The organism is Pseudoalteromonas rubra, from assembly GCF_005886805.2.
GTDB lineage: Bacteria > Pseudomonadota > Gammaproteobacteria > Enterobacterales > Alteromonadaceae > Pseudoalteromonas > Pseudoalteromonas rubra_D.
Genome location: NZ_CP045429.1, coordinates 1277036 through 1298485, shown reverse-complemented (window position 1 = coordinate 1298485; position 21450 = coordinate 1277036). Strand labels below are relative to the sequence as shown.

General features: G+C 41.1%; 19 protein-coding genes, 1 tRNA gene and 1 pseudogene. 5 read left to right on the top strand and 16 right to left on the bottom strand.

Annotated features, from left to right (window positions below):
- The first annotated feature begins 75 nt into the window (after nt 1-75).
- The gene (locus CWC22_RS05510; protein WP_138539445.1) at nt 76-390 is read left to right on the top strand and encodes a DUF6172 family protein; all 315 of its coding nucleotides are present in this window, start codon (nt 76-78) and stop codon (nt 388-390) included.
- 203 nt (nt 391-593) lie between these two features.
- Here CWC22_RS05510 and CWC22_RS05505 read toward each other — a convergent pair whose 3' ends face one another.
- Together CWC22_RS05505 and CWC22_RS05500 are read right to left on the bottom strand one after the other, a co-directional pair.
- Nucleotides 594-2048, bottom strand: coding sequence for a serine hydrolase domain-containing protein (locus CWC22_RS05505; RefSeq protein WP_230090625.1), 1455 nt, complete (start codon nt 2046-2048; stop codon nt 594-596).
- A 357-nt stretch (nt 2049-2405) separates the two neighbouring features.
- On the bottom strand, nt 2406-2708 hold the full coding sequence (locus CWC22_RS05500) for a hypothetical protein (RefSeq protein ID WP_138539447.1): 303 nt from the start codon (nt 2706-2708) through the stop codon (nt 2406-2408).
- 215 nt (nt 2709-2923) lie between these two features.
- Between CWC22_RS05500 and CWC22_RS05495 the strand changes: the two genes are divergently transcribed.
- The 3 genes from CWC22_RS05495 to CWC22_RS05485 all read left to right on the top strand — a co-directional run bounded on the left by CWC22_RS05495 (nt 2924) and on the right by CWC22_RS05485 (nt 4868).
- A complete protein-coding gene (locus CWC22_RS05495) occupies nt 2924-3259 on the top strand; it encodes a DUF3703 domain-containing protein (RefSeq protein ID WP_138539448.1) in 336 nt (111 codons plus the stop codon).
- Between the two features lie 224 nt (nt 3260-3483).
- Nucleotides 3484-4227, top strand: a complete 744-nt coding sequence (locus CWC22_RS05490; protein ID WP_138539449.1) for a helix-turn-helix domain-containing protein — start codon at nt 3484-3486, stop codon at nt 4225-4227.
- Between the two features lie 326 nt (nt 4228-4553).
- Complete coding sequence (locus CWC22_RS05485) at nt 4554-4868, top strand: hypothetical protein (protein WP_138539450.1); 315 nt, start codon at nt 4554-4556, stop codon at nt 4866-4868.
- A gap of 147 nt (nt 4869-5015) precedes the next feature.
- Here the strand turns inward: CWC22_RS05485 and CWC22_RS05480 are convergent, their stop codons facing one another.
- The 13 genes and pseudogenes from CWC22_RS05480 to CWC22_RS05420 form a co-directional block, all read right to left on the bottom strand.
- Entirely contained in the window at nt 5016-5717 is a 702-nt protein-coding gene (locus tag CWC22_RS05480; protein ID WP_138539451.1) for a hypothetical protein, read from the bottom strand.
- A gap of 54 nt (nt 5718-5771) precedes the next feature.
- Complete coding sequence (locus CWC22_RS05475) at nt 5772-6482, bottom strand: type II secretion system protein GspG (protein WP_138539452.1); 711 nt, start codon at nt 6480-6482, stop codon at nt 5772-5774.
- A gap of 101 nt (nt 6483-6583) precedes the next feature.
- Nucleotides 6584-6659: transfer RNA gene (locus CWC22_RS05470), tRNA-OTHER, on the bottom strand.
- 10 nt (nt 6660-6669) lie between these two features.
- Nucleotides 6670-7995 (bottom strand): hypothetical protein, encoded by a 1326-nt coding sequence (locus CWC22_RS05465; RefSeq protein ID WP_138539453.1) that lies wholly within the window; start codon nt 7993-7995, stop codon nt 6670-6672.
- A 373-nt stretch (nt 7996-8368) separates the two neighbouring features.
- Nucleotides 8369-8803: an acyl-CoA thioesterase gene (locus tag CWC22_RS05460; RefSeq protein ID WP_125561929.1), complete on the bottom strand. Its 435-nt coding sequence runs from the start codon at nt 8801-8803 to the stop codon at nt 8369-8371.
- 205 nt (nt 8804-9008) lie between these two features.
- On the bottom strand, nt 9009-9368 hold the full coding sequence (locus tag CWC22_RS05455) for a hypothetical protein (protein ID WP_138539454.1): 360 nt from the start codon (nt 9366-9368) through the stop codon (nt 9009-9011).
- Between the two features lie 661 nt (nt 9369-10029).
- A complete protein-coding gene (locus CWC22_RS05450; protein ID WP_230090624.1) occupies nt 10030-10458 on the bottom strand; it encodes a hydrogenase in 429 nt (142 codons plus the stop codon).
- A gap of 168 nt (nt 10459-10626) precedes the next feature.
- On the bottom strand, nt 10627-11220 hold the full coding sequence (locus tag CWC22_RS05445; RefSeq protein WP_138539455.1) for a Crp/Fnr family transcriptional regulator: 594 nt from the start codon (nt 11218-11220) through the stop codon (nt 10627-10629).
- Between the two features lie 382 nt (nt 11221-11602).
- A complete protein-coding gene (locus CWC22_RS05440) occupies nt 11603-13243 on the bottom strand; it encodes a methyl-accepting chemotaxis protein (protein ID WP_125561937.1) in 1641 nt (546 codons plus the stop codon).
- Nucleotides 13244-14295: 1052 nt separating this feature from the next.
- A complete protein-coding gene (locus CWC22_RS05435) occupies nt 14296-14802 on the bottom strand; it encodes a hypothetical protein (protein WP_138539855.1) in 507 nt (168 codons plus the stop codon).
- A gap of 262 nt (nt 14803-15064) precedes the next feature.
- Nucleotides 15065-15553 (bottom strand): hypothetical protein, encoded by a 489-nt coding sequence (locus CWC22_RS05430; RefSeq protein ID WP_138539856.1) that lies wholly within the window; start codon nt 15551-15553, stop codon nt 15065-15067.
- Between the two features lie 105 nt (nt 15554-15658).
- Entirely contained in the window at nt 15659-16123 is a 465-nt protein-coding gene (locus CWC22_RS05425) for a VanZ family protein (RefSeq protein ID WP_230090623.1), read from the bottom strand.
- A gap of 200 nt (nt 16124-16323) precedes the next feature.
- Nucleotides 16324-17300: pseudogene (locus CWC22_RS05420) on the bottom strand (transposase).
- Between the two features lie 433 nt (nt 17301-17733).
- Here CWC22_RS05420 and CWC22_RS05415 point away from each other — a divergent pair.
- Nucleotides 17734-19365 carry a hypothetical protein gene (locus CWC22_RS05415; RefSeq protein ID WP_138539857.1) on the top strand — a complete coding sequence of 544 codons (1632 nt, stop codon included), beginning with the start codon at nt 17734-17736 and terminating at the stop codon, nt 19363-19365.
- Nucleotides 19366-19657: 292 nt separating this feature from the next.
- On the opposite strand, the gene CWC22_RS05410 is transcribed toward CWC22_RS05415, so the two are convergent.
- Nucleotides 19658-19999: a hypothetical protein gene (locus CWC22_RS05410; RefSeq protein WP_138539858.1), complete on the bottom strand. Its 342-nt coding sequence runs from the start codon at nt 19997-19999 to the stop codon at nt 19658-19660.
- Between the last annotated feature and the right edge of the window lie 1451 nt (nt 20000-21450).

Sequence of the window (21450 nt, the reverse complement as noted above, 5' to 3'; positions counted from 1 at the left end):
TGACGCTAAATGAATACACTTTATCTACTCAGGCAAGCTTTTTGCTGATTGAGTATCTCTTGCTTGAAGGCAACTATGAAAAAAACATTTGAACTAACTCACCCGAAAATCAAACTTGCACGACGCGTTGATGCTGTAAAACATGAGCTTAAAAAGTACCTTAAGCGTGAGCGCAACAAAACGCTACCAGCAGGCGCTGACTATTGGGATTTTGACTGCCAATTTGGTAACACAGAAGCAGAAGCTGAGCCTGTGCACGTCTCACAGCTTAATAAGCTGATCGACAAAACCCAGGAACAAAACCTTACCTCTTTCTATGTAGAAATCCTGGCAAAGCCAGCCGTCAGAAAAGCGCGTAATATGTCTGACGATGAGTCAGAAGAGTATTAATCCAAAGCACCTGCTTGGATTGCCCTGATTTAATAAATGCCTTGCTGAACCAGATTCAGCAAGGCATTTCGGAATTAAGTCCTTGCACAGTCAAAGGCAACGATTCTGACTACGCTACATAACAAGCCTTTCGCTGACATCGACAATGCATCGCAAATAAAAGCCGGATCCAGCCCACAAGCACTGAGAAGCACGCAAATTGCTTAGTACCATTCAAAGAGTTGTTTTCGCATACCACCATTCAAAACATTTTGGCAATGCTTTGAGCGATACGCCTTATTATAAAAAATAACATTACGGATCTCCTGGGCTATACAATCTGTCTCATATCCCGTTTTATTATAATTACTAAATACCATCACGGCTTGATTGCGATCCAGCAATCTTGAAAAACTCGTCACCCAGGAATAAGGGTAATTACCAGAGTAACTTACAAACTTTTCATATCCTTGCAATTTTTCCATCTCATCAGGTGAAATAGGCGTATCTGGACAGTCCAGTTCCTCTGTATAAGTTTTAGGAATGTAATTAACAAACCAGCCGTAGCCAAAATACTCGCACTGAGACACACTATCAGGTTGTGTATCCTGAGGCTCATTGCCATCCTGAGCGCCATTGTCAGCCTTCTGGTAAGGCGTAAACGCTATTTCTTTCTGATCATGATCAAGGATCAAATTACCATACAAACCCTTATCCCAGCGATGCATATCCTTGACAGTGGAATACATGTTGCCCGCAGAATAGAGCACCATTGGGTTACTATAAGGGCTTTCTAAAATATTTGGGTAATCAGGCAAACCCGTGTCCGGTAAACGACCCGTAGTGTCAGACAAGAGCGGATTATCTTTATCAACATAGCCAGTCGTCATGATTTCATAGACACCAATCGCATTAAATGTGCCGCTGTCGGCCATTGCCAGTTTGTCTAGTATCTTGCGCTTCAAGATGTTGCCAAAGTAAAACTCGGAGGGAATTTTACCTTGCTTTCCAGCTGCGAGCTGCTCAATAATATTACCAAGGAGATAATAATTGCAGTTGCTATACTCAAACTTCTCACCGGGTGTAAAGCTGGGGACACCCCCTTGTTTTTGACAGGTACAAAAACGATTGCTGAACGCCTCAGGTCCATTCAAATTTAGGCCTGGTTCATATAGGAATGGCCGCCACCCCCAGTTCAAATATACTTCAGGATTATCGCTATAGTTATCTATGCCTGACGACATAGTCAATAAATTGTGAAGCGTCACATCCTTGCACGCATTCTTAGGAAACCAAGATAAATAATCACCGATAGTCTTTGTTTCAATCTCTTCCTGCAGAAGCATTTTTTGCAACAGCGCCGCCGTAAATTCTTTGGTATTTGAGCCAATGCGGTATTTGGAGTCAGACGTATTGAAGCCAACTTGATACTTTGCACCCAAGGTATTTGTATCAATATTATGCTGCGTCGCAAACGTCATAAATTGCGTATAGCTTGGGATATTTCTTGGCCCACAATTGGCCTCATACACCACATCATCACCTGAGGTGACATAGACAGTGCCAAAAAACGACTTACCACAGTAATCCGCCAGTATTTGTTTAAACAAATCTACTTTTTTCGGCCCAATTCTGTCGTCCTGGGCAACGCTTTTTTTAAAACACGCACTCAAAAACACACAGGAGCAACACAACAGTATGACTCTTAATTGCAGGTAACAGGGTTGGTTCATTTTATTTCCTTAAAAAATGTTTAGAAAATTTGCCAACCACTCAACTACTAACAAAGCTCTTTCTGTAATTAAAATTGCATACATGCCATTCAACATGCAGGCACTTTTACAAATTATTTATGACGACCCGTTTGGGTAGGCATGTGTGCAGGAGCCACTGCGAACACCCACTCCAATTGTTATAAGCTATGCCCAAAAAAGAAAACTATGGCGTAGGACCTCTGATGAATGCTTTCTGCCGGGCGCTTCTCCCCCTCGATACTGTGCTGCGAAATAGTCAATACACAGTGCGAACGGAACAAACTAACGTGTTAATAGCGAAGTCAGACTCGACATAGCCGCGGCTACGGCTTTTTGAACTACCGCTTTTGCACAAATTTCTAATGAGATAAGTTCAGCCTCCAAAATTTTCTGCTCTCTTAGCAACTCACTTTCCATGTCTTCACCACTGATCTCATTGTTCAAATGCGCTTGCACAAGAGCCTGAATTGATTCCCTTTGAGCTTCTAATGCCTTTTCCAATGGCGCCAAAAGTGGCTTTGCTTCCTCACCAACCGCTTTCAATGTTGTTTCTAACATGTGTTTATAAAGTTCACTTGTGTTCATCTGATTCTCCGTTAATTACGCTTTTTTATTTGTTCACAGCCCTAGCCTAATCAGAATCAAAAGTACGGGCTATTACACACGGATTACAGATGCAACCTTGCCCCTGAACCAGAACAACTTTGCAGCCAGTTTATTCAATTCATCCAAATCCTCAGCGTTTAGAATGATCCTGAGAGCAGGTAATTTATCAACCATAACCAACAAGGTACTTAGCCATGAAATCAGAACTGAAACTAGCGTTTCAAAAGGAAATGGCCGCGGCTAAAGAGCAGTATGACAACACCCAATACAGTAAGAGCTTTTATCACTTAGAAAGAGCACACATATTAGGACAATCCTTTATTATTCCTCACACGCAGTCGCACTGGTGGATGCTCAAATTAGGCTTCAAAAGATATAGCGCCAGGGAGGTAATAGGGCAAATAGCCCGGATCTTTGCTTCTGTTATCTTCTCCAGAATTTGGGTGCCAAAAGGAAATACCGGCGGAACCAATGTGAGCCCCATCAAACCTATGCCAATTCCAGCCGATCTAGCTGAATACTTGAAATAGTTTTACCTGAGCACCTAACGCGCTTAGCACAAAATGCAGCATCGATAAAAGCACCATACGATTCAGTTTGGGAAGGCGCAGGACTGGCCTAGCGAATATGATACTGTGTCAGGCAAGTGACCAGCCATTTGCCTGAAAATTAAGATACAATTAATGCGTAATGCAGGGACATTGCCAGCCCCTCCAGCGCCCAAGAAACGCAAAAAAAACCGGAGACGATTGGTGTGATAACCTCCAATGTATGGATAGACACAGGCCTTGTGCTCATTTACGGCTCACAGCTAGATGCCAACTATCACCAGCATGTTGCTATACAGATAGTATGGCCATGTTGTGACTCATCCTCTGAATTGAATGGAGAGACGCTCCGGGGCCTGGTCGTGATCGCGTCTAAACACAGTCATTGTCTTAAAATGTCCAAAGGATGGATCTTATTAGTAGAGCCACACAGCCTGTTAGGAGAACAGTTAGAAGCAAAGTTACAAGGTCAGTCTATGGTTTCCTTTGAACTTAACGCTGACTGCAAGGCATATCCCCCCTTAGACAAGGAAAGCGCTTTTCAGCTTGTTGCGCCAATATTCCGAGTAATGTCAATTGACCAGACTTTACTAAACTGTAATCAGAGCTCAGTCACTGATGAACGTATCCAAAGGTTACTTGAAAACCTGGATGCCTGTTTTGTGGCCGACTGTATTAAGCCGCAGCAATGGCGTGCAGCAAGCGTCGCACAAACCCTTAATCTTTCAGAAAGTCGATTTCTGCACATCTTCAAAGATCAGGTTGGTATTGCGTGGCGCCCTTTTCTGTTGTGGCGAAGATTGATTTGTGCGCTACAGACACTCCTAAAAGGAATGTCCGCAACCGAGGCGGCATACGTGGCTGGATTTTCTGACAGTGCACATCTTAGTCGTACTTTTCGCTCTACATTTGGTATGAGCATCATGCAAGCAAAAAAGCTCGCTAAATAACCCAGCAAGTTTATGCCATTTTCCGTCAACAGCGTCGGTTAGAAAAGGCTCGCTTCACCGCTAAGCCATTATTTGGTAACTGCACTACAAGTGCCCCCACCTCACGAACCTAAAACAGAGAACAATAACGCAGGGTGTTCTGTATTTACTCCCTGTGTTCTCTGGCAAAAAATTGACACCAACTCGTGCCATCAACCAATAAAGTCACCAGATAGTGATTTTAACCCTCTATTTTCAAGGCATAGAAAAGCGACATCAGCATACTGCTCAGCCTGGTTCGAAAAATGCATATATGGGTCAAAGTCAATCCAGAGAATGTTACCAACATGAATAAAAGCACCAATACAGTTTATGTGTTAAGTGGATATGCGAAATGTTCAACCTCTCACACAGGGAAGTACAAACTCGGCAATAAACACTCCATTGGCCTCTTAACAACCGATGAAAACTATCAGAACAATATGCATCAGCTTAAGACCTTTATTAAGGACTTAGGGTGGGAATCCATTATGTTTTGTATGGTGGAAGAAGTTGACGACATTAACACCTTATCGAATGACGTTTTAATATCCAGTTTTCATCGTGCTCAGAAAAATGGTCAATCGCTCGTGGTTAATGATCACCCTATTACAGTGCATTAGGGTTACGAATTAGAGAGTAGCTAGCCCGCAGAGTCTTAGTGAGATTAGCCTTGATCAGGAGTTTGCCAAAACAAACTCCTGTGATGCTAAGTACTAAGACAAATGTCATACCGTTCTGGCGGTTTTACGCTTGGCGCGTTGTAAACGCTATATTCTTGGCACACCATTTAAAAATGAAGTCACTTCACTGGCGACATTTCCCAGTGCGGCGGCAACAGCCTCGAGCTCGGCCCGTTTCATCGTTTCACGAAAATTCGTATCCGTTGATGCCTTTGAAGCTATGAAATCTTCCGTACTGACAATTGACTTAACGATTACTCCGGAGCGTATATCCAGTAATATGGACTCGACCGAGCAGTAAGATTTCGAATTGTTGGGATCAATGAATTTGTATTTCTGGTATGAATAACAAGAACTAGTATAAGCCAACAGTAAATCTGCCTGAAACCTGGCTGCAGCTTCCCTTAACGTCGAGACCGATCTTTTTTCTGAAACCAGCATGGCTGGTAAAAAAGAGGCATCATAAACCCTATCAGAAGAACGCAACTTAGTGATCAGTGACTTCACCAGTGAGTCATTTAGTACAGTAAAGTCATTAGAATAAGCACGCCAATATTTATCTTGACTGAGCTTAAGCACTGCGATTCTATTTTTCTCGGGCAACCTAACCTGATAATTGAGTAGTTCCTGGATCCTGTCGTTGTTATTACCTAAAACTGGATCACCCACTAGACTATTTTGAGAGTTCGATGCCTGTTCCTGATAATAACTTGACGGGCGCTCAACCGATCCGACAGTTGAACAGGCCTGCAATAATACACAAAAAAAGACGCCATATATTTTTTTCATTGTATTCCTTTCTTAACCTTCATTTAATTATTAATGGGCTGCGCTTCTCTATCATTAAAGTGCACTTGGTAAAATCACACTCAGGAGCAACACGAACACCAAGTAAAATAGCACACCCAAGTGATAACCAAATAGGGAGCTATTGATTGAATTCCCTTTTCTGTAAGATAGGTATACACCAGCAATGTATGGCGGCAAACCAACCCCAAAGCCAATGGTCAGGAGAAGAAAAACAGCCTCCAGAGTGTCATTTTGTTCGGTTAACTCGCACTTGAGGTCATCCCAGTTTCCGCATCCCCTGTTTATGCCTGTTCCACCAGAAAGCCCATCCGCTCCGTTTGTCCATATATCGAATCCTTCCGAATTGTTTTCTCCAGGCATAAGATATAAATAGTCTCTCCCCCAAGGATCTTCTGGCAACCCATTAAGGAGTTTTACTTTTTTACAGGGGCAATCTTTACTTACAAATATTTCCCGGTTTAATACGCTTAAACCTTGTTCATCGGTAGGATATCTGCCAAATTCCTGGTGATAATACTCAACGGCTTTAGCCAGCTGTTTAATGTCCAGAGACGCTTTCTCTTCCGGCGATAGATCTCTAGTCGAACTATGAATAAAGCCAGAAATTAGAGTCATAGTGATTAATGCTATAACTTTAATTATTTGCATTACTGCTCCCCTGCTCCCATTACTTGCGCTGGATACCCAGCCGCCAGACAATGCTAACCAGAAACCCAATCTCACAAGTTGTAAACCTAACAACATGAATCTATCCTGACGATAAATTCACTCGACTAAATGTCTTTGATTAATTTTTAGTGAAATGGGTTGTGAAGCAGGATGCTCAACAGGCTTTGTGTGAAATTTGGCTCCGAGGGCAGGGCTCGAACCTACGTCCACCCGGAAAAAGAGCCGGGCGCTCTACCACTGAGCTACCTCGGAGACTGTCAGGTTAGTTTTTTACAGGTTTTCCTGAAAAAACACCAGCCTTCTTTAATACTTTTGCCAGACCCGGGTTTGAGACTGTAACACCATGAACAAGTTCCGGCGTTAATCTAAACTTGGCGACTTGAATATCAGGTGGTGGTGCAGTCCAACCTTTATGCACCGGATCAACGCCATAGCGACGACACACACGCTCCACGAAGTGCCTACTACATTCAGCCTCTCCAGATAGAACCTCCCAGGGCAACGGCACTTCATTCCAGATTTTGGTATCCACTTCAAGTGTCCCTTCTTCATGGTGGTGCCATGCAACAACATCCGCAGCCATCAATCTCAGTACTTTTCCAGGGCATAAGACATCAACAATATCTTGCATACCCAAATCAAAAAGAAATCTGAACCAGGCATCGCGCACTTTATTCCATGCACCTGCGGTGTTGTTCCATGTCGTTGAGTCATTTCCGCGTTTTACGATCATTGTCTTTCTGGAAATGTCAGATTTGCCCCAAAGCTCCTTCAAAAATTCCGCTAATTCACACAGCACTGAATACCAGGTACCCAGCATCTTTCCTTTCTGTTCGTCGGTTAACTTACTAAGCACAAATGGCGCGGGATAAACATGGCTTATTGCCCACCAATTTGTAGAGTTGGCTCGCATACAATCCTGAAATAGCTGATGTGCTATTTCATCGTAAGGTCTTTGCTGTTTATCGGTTGTATATTCACTTCTTAAATTGCATCTGGCCACGTAGTAAGCGATAAATGCTGCCGTCAAAGCGTCATCGAAAAAGTGGTGTTCATCAATTGTAAAGGCCAGTCCAGATTTGCTTATCAGCGTAAACTCTCTTTTTTTAAGCTCCCTGGCAAGGCGAGCTCTTTTTGCTTGAAGTCTGCGCAAATATCTGAATTTTTTATTGTACTGTCGTTTAGATATATCCAGATTTGCCGCTTTTCTTTCAAGCTTGTTTAGTCTGTCATGTTTAAAGTCTAACTTGGATGGCGCTCCCCCTAATAAAGGGCAAGCTTGTTCAATCAGTGTATCTGCATGCTGCGGCAGTGCTCCATTATCAGGTTCAAACACCACGGACGGAAATAGCTCTTTACCTTTATTCAATTGCTTTTCACATCCTATGGGATTGAAAAACTCATCGGACATTGATGAGTAACCAAATTGATTATTTGACAATGCGCCCTCAGCGGCCAGCTTAAGCTTACTCATCGTTTCTTGAGTTAATTGCAGCTCGGGCAATTCTAGTATCACCTGCGCTATATCTTCAGGCCTCTTCCGGCTATTGAGCGATGTAAAGAGCGTTTTATATTGCTTGCTATACATAATCTTATCTACATTGTTAACGGCATGCGCCTTCAGGAATTTTTTGATTATTACGCTTCGCTTTAAGGGCTATATTACTCTGCCATTAGACGAACCAGACAACACTTTTATCCTAAGAATAGTAAATTGATCATACATCATTTGCCATCAAAAAGCGGTGACGAGGGAATACGAGAACAGTCAGAATCATTAACAATATTTGGACAAGGCAGCTGCCAATTACAGCGGGCGCTGCCCGCTCACCATTTCAAAAGCACCAACAAACCCGTAGCTAAAAGAGCGGCTCATAAATAAGCCCCAAGTGAAAACGTTAACCGGATCCAGTTAGCAGAATTGAACAAAAACAGGCTTAGCCAACAACAACCCGGTTCTGTTACTCACCTTCCATCTCGTACTGCTTAAGTATCGACAACATATTCTCTGGTATTGGAGATTTTTGCCCTGTTTTCATATTAAACATCACCACATTCGCATACCCCGTTGTGCATATCGCCTGCTGTGACTCACTAAACGCTTCATAGCGCATGGTGAAACGATCTTCTTTAATGTCGGTAATATACGAACCAATATAGAGGGTATCCGGAAAAGTAACTGGTCGTTTGTATTGGGCATAAGTATCGCGCAATACAGGACTATGGGTGGGTTCTGATAAGATAGAAAGTAGTCCTGTTTGCTTTAAAAAATCGATCCGTGCGGTTTCAAAATAACGAAAGTACGACACGTTGTTGACATGTCCCAGCGCATCCATTTCACCCCATACAACGTTGATCTTGGTCTTAATTGCAAACTTCTCGAAAAATTCCTGCATGATGTTGCCTCTCATTATGATTAATGACTTTGAGAGTAACAACTCATCGTACCAGCAACAAGCACTATTCGACACACCAACCGCAAGCAGATAAGAGTGGCGGAGTCAGAGCTTCTCCGAAGGTTCTAAGCTCTGACTGCGCCAGCGTTGAAGGCTCATACTATCAGGTGTCTGTATGGCTCATCATGTATGACTTGCGATATCCTCACTTTATGATCCACATATTATTTACGATCGGCACGTCTTGTGTTCCCCCCCAAAAAGAAGTGGTACGGCAACCAGAACCATGAAAACCAACTTTTTTACCGGATGCAAATGCTGCTAATGCGCTAGAAACCATTATATTTTTTCCAGGAAGATCGTGAGGGATATAAACTCTAAATGTTGACGTACATTCATCCAGATTGTCTACAGCACCCGATATATACAAGCTGACAGCCCCATTTTCATGAGTAAAAAATCGTGTAATCTCTACACCACTAGAGTTTAAATGAGTAATATATTTACCAAATGCACTTGTACTAGCCAGCATACAAGTAAACAGTACGAGTAGTTTCTTTTTCATATTTCCTTAATCCAATTGAGCAACATATACCGACACATAAGGCTGAACGCTGCTACCGAAGCCCGAAGGCTGTGTGTTTGCAAGTGCAACTTCTTTTTTGGCAACAATCACGACTCAGAATGATGCATCCGGTTATTTTTTGTTTAATAAACTGGGACTGTATCACGAGATGACTAGACAGGTACATTTAAATATCCTAGTAAGCTAAGTCGCTGCAGCTCTTAACTAACTACTTGTATCGACAGCAAGCATCCAACATTTTTGATACTCAGAAAATGCATAGAAATAGTATGCTTTTGAACAAAATAGTGGACACAGTGAGCAGGGAAACCATCTGAACTAATGGCATACTTACATTCACTTGATATGCAGATCCGATTCACATTACTCCCGCATAATCACTCCCATTACAAAGACCTAATTACACTGGGTGTCTGCACAAAGAAAGAGATCTTTGAATCATCTGTTCGATTGGGTGTCTTTGATTTATTTTGCTGTCATGAATGCAAGTCAGTTTTCAACAATGCATATCTCAATATGGAGAGAAGACACTAATTTGCTCATAGGCCAGGTGCATATTACAGACCTGACCCCCATCACAAACTAATGTGAATATCGCCCAATGTTAGCATGGGTGTCTTGAAAAAGTCCTGCAATAACTCTACCCCAGTATTGGCAGTAGTCCAAAAACCAGTACCGTACACCCGATTAGTGAAAGGAGTGATCCAATACGTACCGTCATCATAACAACGAGTTCAGCTGTAATATTAGCTGTGAATCCAGCACCCGCGATCGGAAGCACTTGACTTGCACCGGTTACTGACGCAATGGTTATTCCCAGCCAGATAAGCATGAACCCAAATACGGAGCCATAGGCTGCAAGCAATTCCAAAAATAAAGACAGCTCCACGAGTGACCAGATAACACCAAAAAGGGCCACTGCCATACCACATTGAACAGCCGTCAAGTGACCAGAAAGCGCCATCCGGGAATTTTTTACAGCAGGTATCAATGCACCTTGTATTAAACCAATGAGAAAAAAGGCAATTCCAATAAATATAAGTTGTGCACCTGTTTGTGTAAGCTCCATCACCTCACTCCTTGCATATATTCAGCGGCAGTATTAACAGTGCGGCATACACACCTGGCAATGTAAAGCGAAGTACTTTGTTCAGGTTGTTTTTTACATCTTTGAAAGGTATTCATTGTTAGTCTCCAGTAAAAAGCACATGGTAAACAACGAAATACGTGAATTCATTCACCTAGATTCATTTTTTAATTTGCTCAAAGTCTGGGGAGCAACCCCCAGGTAAGAGGCGATATGATATGACTTAACTTGATTAAATATAAAAGGGTACTCTTCAAGTAAGCGCGCGTATCTTTGGGCAGCAGTCTCTGACATGAGAGAAAGAACACGTTTGTATGTGGCAGAATAATAGGTGTTATGTATCCATATTCTGGTTAAAAGCTCCCACTTTTTCTCTTGTGATATGAACTTATCAAGCTTATTCAGAGACGTTACGTAAAAGACCGAATCTTCAAGGGTTTCAAAGTTAAGCATTGAGCCTGTTTTTTCGTAGAAGCTAACACTATCGTCCATAAAGTGATTCAAACCATGTTTACTTTTCCCGCGAAAATAGAGTTGCCAGGTGTGCTCCTTGCCATTCATATCAATCAAATATGATCTGGCTAAACCGCTTTTTATAAACCATATTTCACTAAACACATCACCTGCATGGTGAACCGTCGTTCCTTTTTTAACACTTTTGATATCAAACATTCCGCAAGCATCCCCCCATTCGTCATCAGTGACAGGAATATACTGCTCAATCATTTTTCTAAAATATTTCATAAAGCTACAGTTGTCGGTTTTTGAAATTACGCCGTGGTCTTAAGGTTCTCCGATACTTAATGAAAATCAATTTGATAAAAAATCACGGTATAGCCTGAGCGAATTCATTTTCGTCAAAAGAAAAAATAGCCACATTATGCGTTATTTCACAATCCTACACGAAGTGCTCAGAAAAAACTGCCCCGATATTGATACTAAGCACTTTGAAACATTCAGATTTCCAGTGCTCCCTCGCACTAGCAGTACAGAACCAGGCAAAGATGTCAGGCTCAGAAGAAGTTATTTTATAACAGTGAAGTGGATACGTCGGATATATCGCGAATATGTGCTGTTAAATGGCATGCTGGGAGACCTGGCCTATGAGACTCGACTGGTTCCATCATTAAAACAAACTCACGTCACCTTTATTGGTTGACAGCCGCTCAACCAATGACTGCAAATCGACAGAAGCTTTGTTCACTGCGACAGAGACCTCATCGCTTTGTGCCATTTTTTCTAGCGTTTCAGAAATCACCAGCATTTGCGCAACGTCTTCAACAATACTTTGCGAAATATCTTGTTGGTGCACCGCATTATCATCTACTGAATGGGTCACCGTGATCAGGCTATCAAACGAAGTCGAGGTTTGACCCAACACACTGCTCACCTGTGCAACTGATTGCGCGGTTTGCGTTGTTTTAGATAGACCTGATTGTATCGAGGCCACCGCTTGTTTAGAACTTAGCAAAGTGCCGTCGATAATGTCTTTTATTTCAAGTGTTGAATTTTGGGTTCGTGTTGCAAGGCTTCTCACCTCATCGGCAACCACCGCGAACCCTCGCCCTTGTTCACCAGCCCTAGCGGCTTCTATTGCGGCATTGAGCGCCAATAAGTTGGTTTGCTCTGCAATATTTTGAATAACCTGTAACACATTAACAATTTCAGAAGACCGGCTTTCTAACTGCTCAATATTACCTGCAATTGCTTGCATTTCACCAACCAACTCGCCCATATCTTTATCGGCTAAGTCCAAAGAAGCTGCACATTGTGCTGTCGCTTCGCTTGTTGATTTAAAAGAATCGAACGCTTGTTTTGAGTCCATTTTATTCTGCTCGGCGATGGTGGATAAGCGTGCAGTAGCCTGGTTTAAACTATCGACTATTTTGCTTTGCGATACTGAGCTATGACCAATTTCATCGGAAATTTCTGATAGCTTAGCAAAAGCAGTACTCACTTCATGGTTGACTAAATTAATGAGCCCAACACTGTCAGATAACTTTTCTTGCATATATCGCGCACTCTGAACCAACTCTCCTATCTCATCACTTGATGAATGCGAAATGTTCTTTGTGTAATCCCCTTCCGCAATCGCTTTTAATACTTCATTGAGATCGCCAATCGGCCTGACAATTATTTTTTGAATATATAGCAGAACAAACGCAACCCCAATAATTGCGGTCAACATACTGATCAAACTTACTGTAAAACTAGTGCGTGATGAAAAATCTTTTAAACTTTCAAAATTATCATCCACACTTTCATCTATTTTCAGAACAAGCTCTACCAGTGATTCGCTCAAGGCCCTGTCTATGCCTTTAACGTGTTGATCAGCCTTTTCTATATTTAAATCAGAAGACAGAAAAATATCATAGCCAGCTTTGTATTTTCCTGTCGCATCACTATAGTCTTTTAATATTTTAGAGATAAGTGTTTTAACCGCCATAGAGTGCTGTTTTGACTGCCCAATGTTCTCGAGTACCCTTTTCACTTCATTTTCTGAGTTTAAAAAACGCTGCCAATATTTATTTCGCTCTTGGACTGATTTAGAGCGGATCAGTACATTTTTCCATTCTTGCACTTGTGTTTTAAACAGCGATAGCGCCAACCGCCCCTGGTTGGCCGCATGTATATTCTTATCTTTAAGCTCAACAAATTGAGATTCAAGCGTATGCAAAGTAAACAACATTGCAAGTACGACAATAGCAAACATAGCTAACATTGCAGACATTGGTGTTAACAGCTTAACTTTTAAGGAGCTTTTCATGGACTACCCCACAACACACTGATACTCAGTTAGTAAGGATAGAACAATTTTCAAACTCTTTATTTCTCTATTCAAAAATAGCTTTGTCTAGAGAGGACAGTGCTTCATACATTTCTAAAGTGAAACTGCCAGCTGTTCGCATTTGCAAATAGGGGTGGATGTCTCTTCACTTACTTATCTCTTCACTTACTTATGCATCTCTTATGTACTGCAACTATCTTATGCACTGTAAATTTCGGGAAAGAAAAGGCTCTGATTAAATCATAAATTGCAGAAGTGGCACTCGCTGAACGCTTTTACCGTGCAATGAGTCTCACACGATGTACAGAGAACGTAAGTACAGACACATATTGTTAACCAGCAGAGCCTGCATTTGGGATCTGTCCAACTCAATGGGCTGGATGAAAAATCATATCGACCACTCAATGACTTTTTGCTTTGCAACCAGGCTAGCTCTGACGCTTTTAAGTGATAAGTGAACCCCGACACTTCAAGAGACTTATGTTATGAAACAAGGGTTAAGCCACTAGAAACCTTTAAATACTAATTAATTGGTGTTTTATAACAACTAGGGGTGGGTGTCTCTTTACTTATACTTACTAAAGTGAAACTGCCAGCTGTTCGCATTTGCAAATAGGGGTGGGTGTCTCTTCACTTACTTATCTCTTCACTTACTTATGCATCTCTTATGTACTGCAACTATCTTATGCACTGTAAATTTCGGGAAAGAAAAGGCTCTGATTAAATCATAAATTGCAGAAGTGGCACTCGCTGAACGCTTTTACCGTGCAATGAGTCTCACACGATGTACAGAGAACGTAAGTACAGACACATATTGTTAACCAGCAGAGCCTGCATTTGGGATCTGTCCAACTCAATGGGCTGGATGAAAAATCATATCGACCACTCAATGACTTTTTGCTTTGCAACCAGGCTAGCTCTGACGCTTTTAAGTGATAAGTGAACCCCGACACTTCAAGAGACTTATGTTATGAAACAAGGGTTAAGCCACTAGAAACCTTTAAATACTAATTAATTGGTGTTTTATAAGGCTATTTGACAACACTTAAGCAATCAAAAAACACTTTACTATCTTGATAAGTTGGTGGGTAAAGCTCTGCTTGTTCCATCACACTATTCATAACACCGATAATCGCCCACTCGATATTCTTTAGCTGACTTGATTTGACCTCATAATAACCAACAGAACCACACTCTTTGAAGGCTCTTTTTAGAATCGGTTTACCTTGATTGGGAAGCGTAAACTCATGAAGGGCTTTTCCCTTAAAGCGAATATTGTCTTGATAACATGTCATATATGTATCAGCACCGCACCGCTCTTTTGCCACTTCCAAGTCAAAATACTCCATAACAATACAGGTATTTGGCATTGGAACCATCTGAGGGCAGCGCCTTTTTATTATTTCACAATCTGTGCCTGACTTTTCACAGGCCTTGGCCGCCAAGCTTTTCAACATTAAGTCAGCAGATTCTCTTTTGCCAGCAGAAGAAGCTGAACTGAAAATTATCAAAGAAAAAATAAAAATACAGCGGATCATTAAGTTATCTCAAAACTCTGAAAGAAAGCCAACACCTAAATATAAGGCACAAATTAACAGATTAATATTTAGGCAATTCGGAATGGTTACGTTGGTATACCCTACTTAAATCTGTGCGCCGGAAGTCTATATTGTTTTAGCCGAAGTGTCTCTTCAATTTTCTGCCACTTGTGCAATCCGAGTATAAAAAAATTGACCCGCCAGAGTTTGTCATTGAGTTGATATTGAAACAAGGTGTGTTTGATTGGAAGCCTGTGATTTGCTAATTCTTTATCACATGCCACTGTCCAAAAAGGTGCTCCACACATTGGGTGTTTGGCAAACACACATCTTTGGGGTTTACTGTACCAAAAGCATAAATGCCTTCGCCTGTTCCATTTTCATCTTTGTATGAAAACGCTTTCCTAATTAACCAGGCCCCCTGGTAGTATTGAAGCCAGAGTGATTGTAAACCGGTTTCTTTATATGGCCCAATAATTTTACTCAAATCTGGCTTAACCACTTTTTTATATTTGGGTTCGCCAGCTTCCCAGGCCATTGAGCTTTCATCACGCTGTTGGGATTTGTCATGCCATTGGATAGAAACATACCCGGCGTCCTCTGTGGCACGCATAGCTTCAACAAATTGATCAGAATAAGTAAAAACAAAAGTAAAATGCTTAATTTTACTTTCTGGCCAATAATACATTGACTTTATTAATAATATGAAAATTACTGAGAGCAGACTTATGTACAAAAGCAGTGTCTTCATACATCCAATACCTTAAAAAAACAGCCGAGTTTAGAAACGTTCATCTCATCACCTACGCTAAAGCCTATGTGTTATACTTGGAAATGAAAAAATGGTGCTAGATATCTATAAAAATTTTTCTTTTAAGAAAATTGACCTAGAAAAAGAAGCTAATAAAACACCCACCAATAGTCCTAAACCATTAGCGCCTAAATCGAGCCATTCTCCATAGCGATTAACATAAGGCTGAACTAACTCAATAACTCCACTATAAACTAAAAAACCTGTTATAAACAGCGACCACCTTTCAGGTCTCGCTAACGCAACTGGAAATGCCAAAGCACCATAAGCAATAAAATGATGAGTTTTGTCTGTACCAGGAACCGCAGGAAGGCTATCTACTGGATATAAAGACAAACCTGTAATTAGCAAAGCTATTAAGGCTGTGAATGAAAGCCAATGAAGTTGAACTAAGTTTAATAAAGGTTTCAAGATATACTCCGAATCAACAATAGCCCCAAACCAGCTTATCCTGATGAGTTTTTTGATTAAAAAACACTCTGCGATGCCCATGGCTTGGATCATAGCCATATATTACAGCCCATTCGAGCTTGATACCATGGTATGTTCTAAATTGACGATACTAGACGATTGAATTCCATACTTATTAGCCAGTAGCAATGAGTGTCATAAATTTAAACTCGCCCCACGGAAAAATAGCCAGAGCCCGGCTGTACAAAAGCGCACCAAACCTGAATTTAGAGAATTCAAACTAATACTGAAAAAAAGCATTAACCCAGTAACCGCTCACACTGTGTCAGATTGGCTCGACGCCTTTTATGAAGATGCTCACAGTAATTTGTCATCGCTTGCTCTCGCCCTACCGCGCCATGAAAGACCTTCGTGAACTGCGTAGTTAGTTTGAGCCAGTTATCCGGCTCTATTTGTAACCTCGCCAACAGTGGCTGACTATCGCAGATATAACCTCGCTTATCTGCACGCATGCATCGACCTGTTAACTCTACCAGTTGAATGTAATAGGTCAGCTCAAACGGCAGCCCTTTGGGCATGTACTTTCTTGGATTACCTGCAAAACGCAATAGGCTTTTGGGTTGCTTTCCTTGCTGTGCGTGCTCAATACGCTGTTTAACGCTGGTGTAGTCTGACGTTTCCGGTGTCTCTGCCATTTTGGCTCTGACTGGGTTCAGGTCAACGTAAGCCAGGCACGCTGCCAATGCCGCTTCATCCAGCAAAGCCTGCGACTTGAATCGCCCTTCCCAAAATCGACCTGTACAACCATCTTCTTTGTTAGCCCTGCGGGCAATGTCTTCATTAAGCACCCGCATAAACCAGCTGATGCTCGCAAGCCGGAGTCTGAATTCAGCAATATCAGCTGCCAGCATACTGTACTCGGATGCACTCAGCTGATCTCCATTTATGAATTTGTGCGTCAGCCAGTTGCCTTTAAACAGTTTATGCCAGCGAAGAACGATTGCTTTGTCTGATATCCTTTGCGCTTTTTTATCATCAACATACAATACAATACAATATGCGTGTGATTACTCATAACCGCGTAGCCACATACATCGATGCAAAACACCTTAGCAAGGGTCAGCAGTTTTTCCTCAACCCAATCTCTCCGATGTTCATATGACTTGCCCGTGAGACGGTCTTTTCCGCATAGAAATGCCCGGCGAACACACCGGGATATGCAGTGGTAATATTTAGTATCTGATAGGCTAACCTGCCTTTTTCTTGCCGTTGGCATAATCTAGCATCCTCAGTCCATTGAGCATGTTCTAAAGATAGACAACGTATCATCTGCATACCAAGTTTTTGAAGGGTATCCATATAGCGCTTAGCATATCCATCTGGAAGACTCGATCCTGTATCTATCCTAAACTTTACGCTCCAATAGCAGGATCGGTACGTTTTATCTTTTAAGGAGGATGTTATTGTGACTTTTTTGAAATTTAATTGTGAATACAAGGGGCCCTAATGTAACTTTTTGTAACCTCCTAGACCTCTCCAAAAACTAGGACAAGCATGACGCCAACTCATGCTCTTGATCAAGGTACAAGACTGACTTAAACTAGGTACTTTATAATTTCCAGTTTCAAAACTGTTGAATTTTTATAAATATCAGATGAAATTCAATTTTTATTGGCTTATCTAAACAATCATAAACAAAAGGATATTTTGTGTTTTACAAATTAAAACTTGCTTTATTAAGCATGGCAGCTTTTTTAGCTAGTGCGGATGCATTCGCACTATTTAATAGCTCAAAAACCAGCTTACCTCAATCTTGCTATAATATTAACTATGCTCTAAACGCAAATGGCTGTATTTTGTCTTCTACCAGATCCTATGCTGGTAAACGAGGCTCAATGCAGCTAAAACTGTATACCAATGACTCTGGTGCTCAAGCTTATGATCAACCAATAATTGTAGTAGCACCTTATCCTGGCGCACTGCTTGCAGTTAACAATAACTCAGAAGCTATTTACCAAGATCTAGACCTAGTATTTAGAAATGCTTTTATGGGTGCTAGTCCGTCAGAAATTAAAGCAAGATATCCAAACTCTGATATTTTTCTTTTTGCCTATGAATATGAACAAGGTAAAAGGTTTGGCTCAGGTGACCATATACAGCTCAATGCCTTCACGGTGCTACAAGGTATTGAAATGATAAACGAAGCCAATCAAACCAATAACCATAAACCAAGCATTTCAGTACTTGGTACAAGCTTGGGTGGTGTAGTATCTAAATATGCCATCGGTTATGCGCACAAATATGGTATCGAAACCAACATTAGAACATGGGTTACCATAGATTCCCCACTTAAGGGAGCAAACATACCACTAGCTTATCAAAGATTACCTTTATTTATTGACTCAATGCTCGATGATTTCGGTAGTATTGGTGTAATTAGCCTATCGACTTTTGATTTTCTCACTTCAGCTCTAGATTATACACCACTTTTCTTCCTTGAGTTGTCTGAACTAACTAGCGAAGCCAAGCGAGCAATACGTGATATACGTTCGATGGTGCAAGTATCATACGAAAATATACATTCCACCTCATCTAAGCAACTATTGATAAACCATATTGTTGATAAAAATGGGAGCTATCGCTCAACTTTATTAAGAGAGTTAAACTCGATGCCCCTCCCTAACGATATACGCAAAGTTGTATTTACTAATACATCTCTTGTAAACAGCTATAATACACCTTCAAACTGGAATGCATCAAAATTTATTGTTGCACCACATTCGGGGAATCCCGGCGAATTAGAAGCTGCTGATTTTACTTTTAAGGAAAACACACCTAATGGCAATCGAAACGAGAGTCTATTCAAGTCTTACACACGTGTAGATCGACCTTTCGGCAACGATAAGCATGTAAAAGAAGACACAAAATTGAATGAGTTTCCTTATTATCAGTATGTAAACAGTGCTCCCGGCACTAATATTGGCCTTACCCGAAGTATGTTGAATACGATAAATAACAATATATTAGAGGCGACGCCTTCCCATCCAGCCTATGCTAGATGCCATAATTGTCAAGAGCCGAATTTTATTCCTACTTTTAGTGCTCTAGACATTGATCCGGCCGTGTATGGGACTGACCTAAACAGGCTTAAAGGAGCAAGTCATTCTGAAACACTTCAAAAGCTTGAGGCGGCTTCTCCGTTCGACAGAATTCATCATGTAAATAGCCGTACACACGATTACGAATTTAATGCTTCTGACATGTCTAAGCTAGATTCAGAGTTACAAGGCAGGCACGATTTAGCCTACCTAATACCAGTGATTAGCAACCTATTAAATTAAGGTTAAAATAAAAGAGCCCATCAATTGGGCTCTTTTACTCTAAAAACCATAAACGTAAAATCCAAAAAATAAAAAATCAAAGACACCCATTCCAGATTGAAATTCCCTAAGGGGGCTGGCTCATGTTGGATATCCGCGCTATCTCCGACAGCAAAGCCGACCTTAAGTAATACTTCACCTCTTACCCCGAAGCCGCCAAAAAAGCCAAGGACATCAATTCCACATGGGACTTCCCCTCGGGAAAAATTTATAAATCTCGGTGGGTGTCTTTCATGTGTTCTTGCTACAAAACTTACAGCAAATCGAGGCTATGTATTTGACAGCCTTCTTGTCCCTTATCGATATACAGCTTTACTCCAGTGCTAGTTGCTTTTGCTGTTAAAAGCATACTTACAAACACATCATAAGTGTCAGGTGCTTCACTCTTATTGATATAGGCCGTATCGTTGTTGCTAGACAAGCTACACATAGAATCTCCCCCCTCCAGCTTGACCATCACATTTCTTTTCGAGCTTGCAGGACTATTTACCGAGATACGTAAAACCTTTCCCGAAACAATTTTATCCCAGGAGTACGAATTAAACGACAAAGCCAAGCTCAGAATGAATACCACCGCATTAAATTGCTTATACATACATTCACCTTTAATATTTCGATTATATCTAACATCTCCCCCTTTTAAATAGCATAACATTCCAAAAAGGGAAGCTAATAATACTTGGCTAAATGGTGTGGCGAAGCGAAACTGAGCCAGCTTTAACAAATGCCACTGTATGCTAGCTTAAGGCCTTGCTGACCAACCCCAGATAGTTTCCGGTAACACCGGGATTTCAGCTGCTTCCTCTGATATTCAGGCACACCCAGCCCAGCCGTTTTATCGAGTACTTTCACTTTGATCATCGCTTCAGGGCGCAGCTGATTGGACCCAATCTATATACGTCCAGGCTTTGATGGTATTGTTAATGCTAATTGTAAAAAGCTAAAAAGACAGATTACTAAGTGAAAATTAAAGACACCCATTCAAAGTTGTGACTTCTCTCCACAGAAAAGGTACAGATATCGGTGGGAGTCTCCCAAAATTCCCCAAAATTCACCCACCTAGCTCTGCCGTTTTATCGAGTACTTTCACTTTGATCATCGCTTCAGGGCGCAGCTGATTGGACCCAACCTATATGCGTCTAGGCTTTGATGGTATTGTTGGTGTTAATTATAAAAAGCTAAAAAGATAGATTACTTACTGCTATTGCGACTGTACTTTTATGAACTTTGGCACTAACAGAGAAATCATAAGAAAGCCTGTTATAAGCTTCTTCTGATATAGGAAAAGTAAGCTGCGAATAGTTTTCTTGACTATCTAATATATCAACATTGTATTTTCTTCTTCCTTTACTTGAACTGTAGTCAAGTCGTTTTGTAGCCCTCAATTCAACTACCTCTACTTCACCAAACAACCTTGCATAACCGTATGGGAAAGTGATGCCCAAAAAATTTGCAATATTCAGGCTAATCAGAGATAGCCCGACAAAAAAAGCGCAAATAAAGACCTTTTATCAACATCATATTTGATCTTTGCGTAGGATTTTCTGAGTGACTTTATGAAAAAAAACACAAAAGTGAGCATTGCAGAAATAGCTATCCACAAACCAATCTGTATCGCAAGGCTTTCATATTCAGAGTTTAGCATTACATCAAATCTAAGAAGCGGATAAAGCTGGACAAGCAATAACACGAACAATAACAAAGTAAATTTTTCAATTTTTTTCAAACAAGTACCTACTATATTAACGAATAATATGGACTTCCCAGCTGCCCACTTCCCCTCTAGTGACACACTGTGCCATGGAAATAAAAAAACCAAAGACACATATGTGCATATTCTACAAGTTAATCTAACACAGGTAATGGTGCGCCTGTCATGGGTAAAGTGAATGCTTTTTTCACTATCCATTGAGGCACATAAGGGGTTTCCGGACACTCCCACCCAAAAGAGTAATAATTAAAGACACCCATTCGAAGTTGCGGCTTCCCTCCACAGAAAAGGTACAGATATCGGTGGGTGTCTCTCAAAACTTCTATTAAAGACAC

Bases quoted from the DNA above. Each gene is read 5' to 3' on its own strand.
- CWC22_RS05455 (WP_138539454.1), bottom strand. From the start codon at position 9,368: ATGAAAAAGAAACTACTCGTACTGTTTACTTGTATGCTGGCTAGTACA.
- CWC22_RS05500 (WP_138539447.1), bottom strand. From the start codon at position 2,708: ATGAACACAAGTGAACTTTATAAACACATGTTAGAAACAACATTGAAA.
- CWC22_RS05460 (WP_125561929.1), bottom strand. From the start codon at position 8,803: ATGCAGGAATTTTTCGAGAAGTTTGCAATTAAGACCAAGATCAACGTT.
- CWC22_RS05450 (WP_230090624.1), bottom strand. From the start codon at position 10,458: ATGGAGCTTACACAAACAGGTGCACAACTTATATTTATTGGAATTGCC.
- CWC22_RS05510 (WP_138539445.1), top strand. From the start codon at position 76: ATGAAAAAAACATTTGAACTAACTCACCCGAAAATCAAACTTGCACGA.
- CWC22_RS05410 (WP_138539858.1), bottom strand. From the start codon at position 19,999: ATGTATAAGCAATTTAATGCGGTGGTATTCATTCTGAGCTTGGCTTTG.
- CWC22_RS05485 (WP_138539450.1), top strand. From the start codon at position 4,554: ATGAATAAAAGCACCAATACAGTTTATGTGTTAAGTGGATATGCGAAA.
- CWC22_RS05480 (WP_138539451.1), bottom strand. From the start codon at position 5,717: ATGAAAAAAATATATGGCGTCTTTTTTTGTGTATTATTGCAGGCCTGT.
- CWC22_RS05425 (WP_230090623.1), bottom strand. From the start codon at position 16,123: ATGGCTATGATCCAAGCCATGGGCATCGCAGAGTGTTTTTTAATCAAA.
- CWC22_RS05435 (WP_138539855.1), bottom strand. From the start codon at position 14,802: ATGATCCGCTGTATTTTTATTTTTTCTTTGATAATTTTCAGTTCAGCT.
- CWC22_RS05465 (WP_138539453.1), bottom strand. From the start codon at position 7,995: ATGTATAGCAAGCAATATAAAACGCTCTTTACATCGCTCAATAGCCGG.
- CWC22_RS05445 (WP_138539455.1), bottom strand. From the start codon at position 11,220: ATGAAATATTTTAGAAAAATGATTGAGCAGTATATTCCTGTCACTGAT.
- CWC22_RS05440 (WP_125561937.1), bottom strand. From the start codon at position 13,243: ATGAAAAGCTCCTTAAAAGTTAAGCTGTTAACACCAATGTCTGCAATG.
- CWC22_RS05430 (WP_138539856.1), bottom strand. From the start codon at position 15,553: ATGAAGACACTGCTTTTGTACATAAGTCTGCTCTCAGTAATTTTCATA.
- CWC22_RS05475 (WP_138539452.1), bottom strand. From the start codon at position 6,482: ATGTTGTTAGGTTTACAACTTGTGAGATTGGGTTTCTGGTTAGCATTG.
- CWC22_RS05495 (WP_138539448.1), top strand. From the start codon at position 2,924: ATGAAATCAGAACTGAAACTAGCGTTTCAAAAGGAAATGGCCGCGGCT.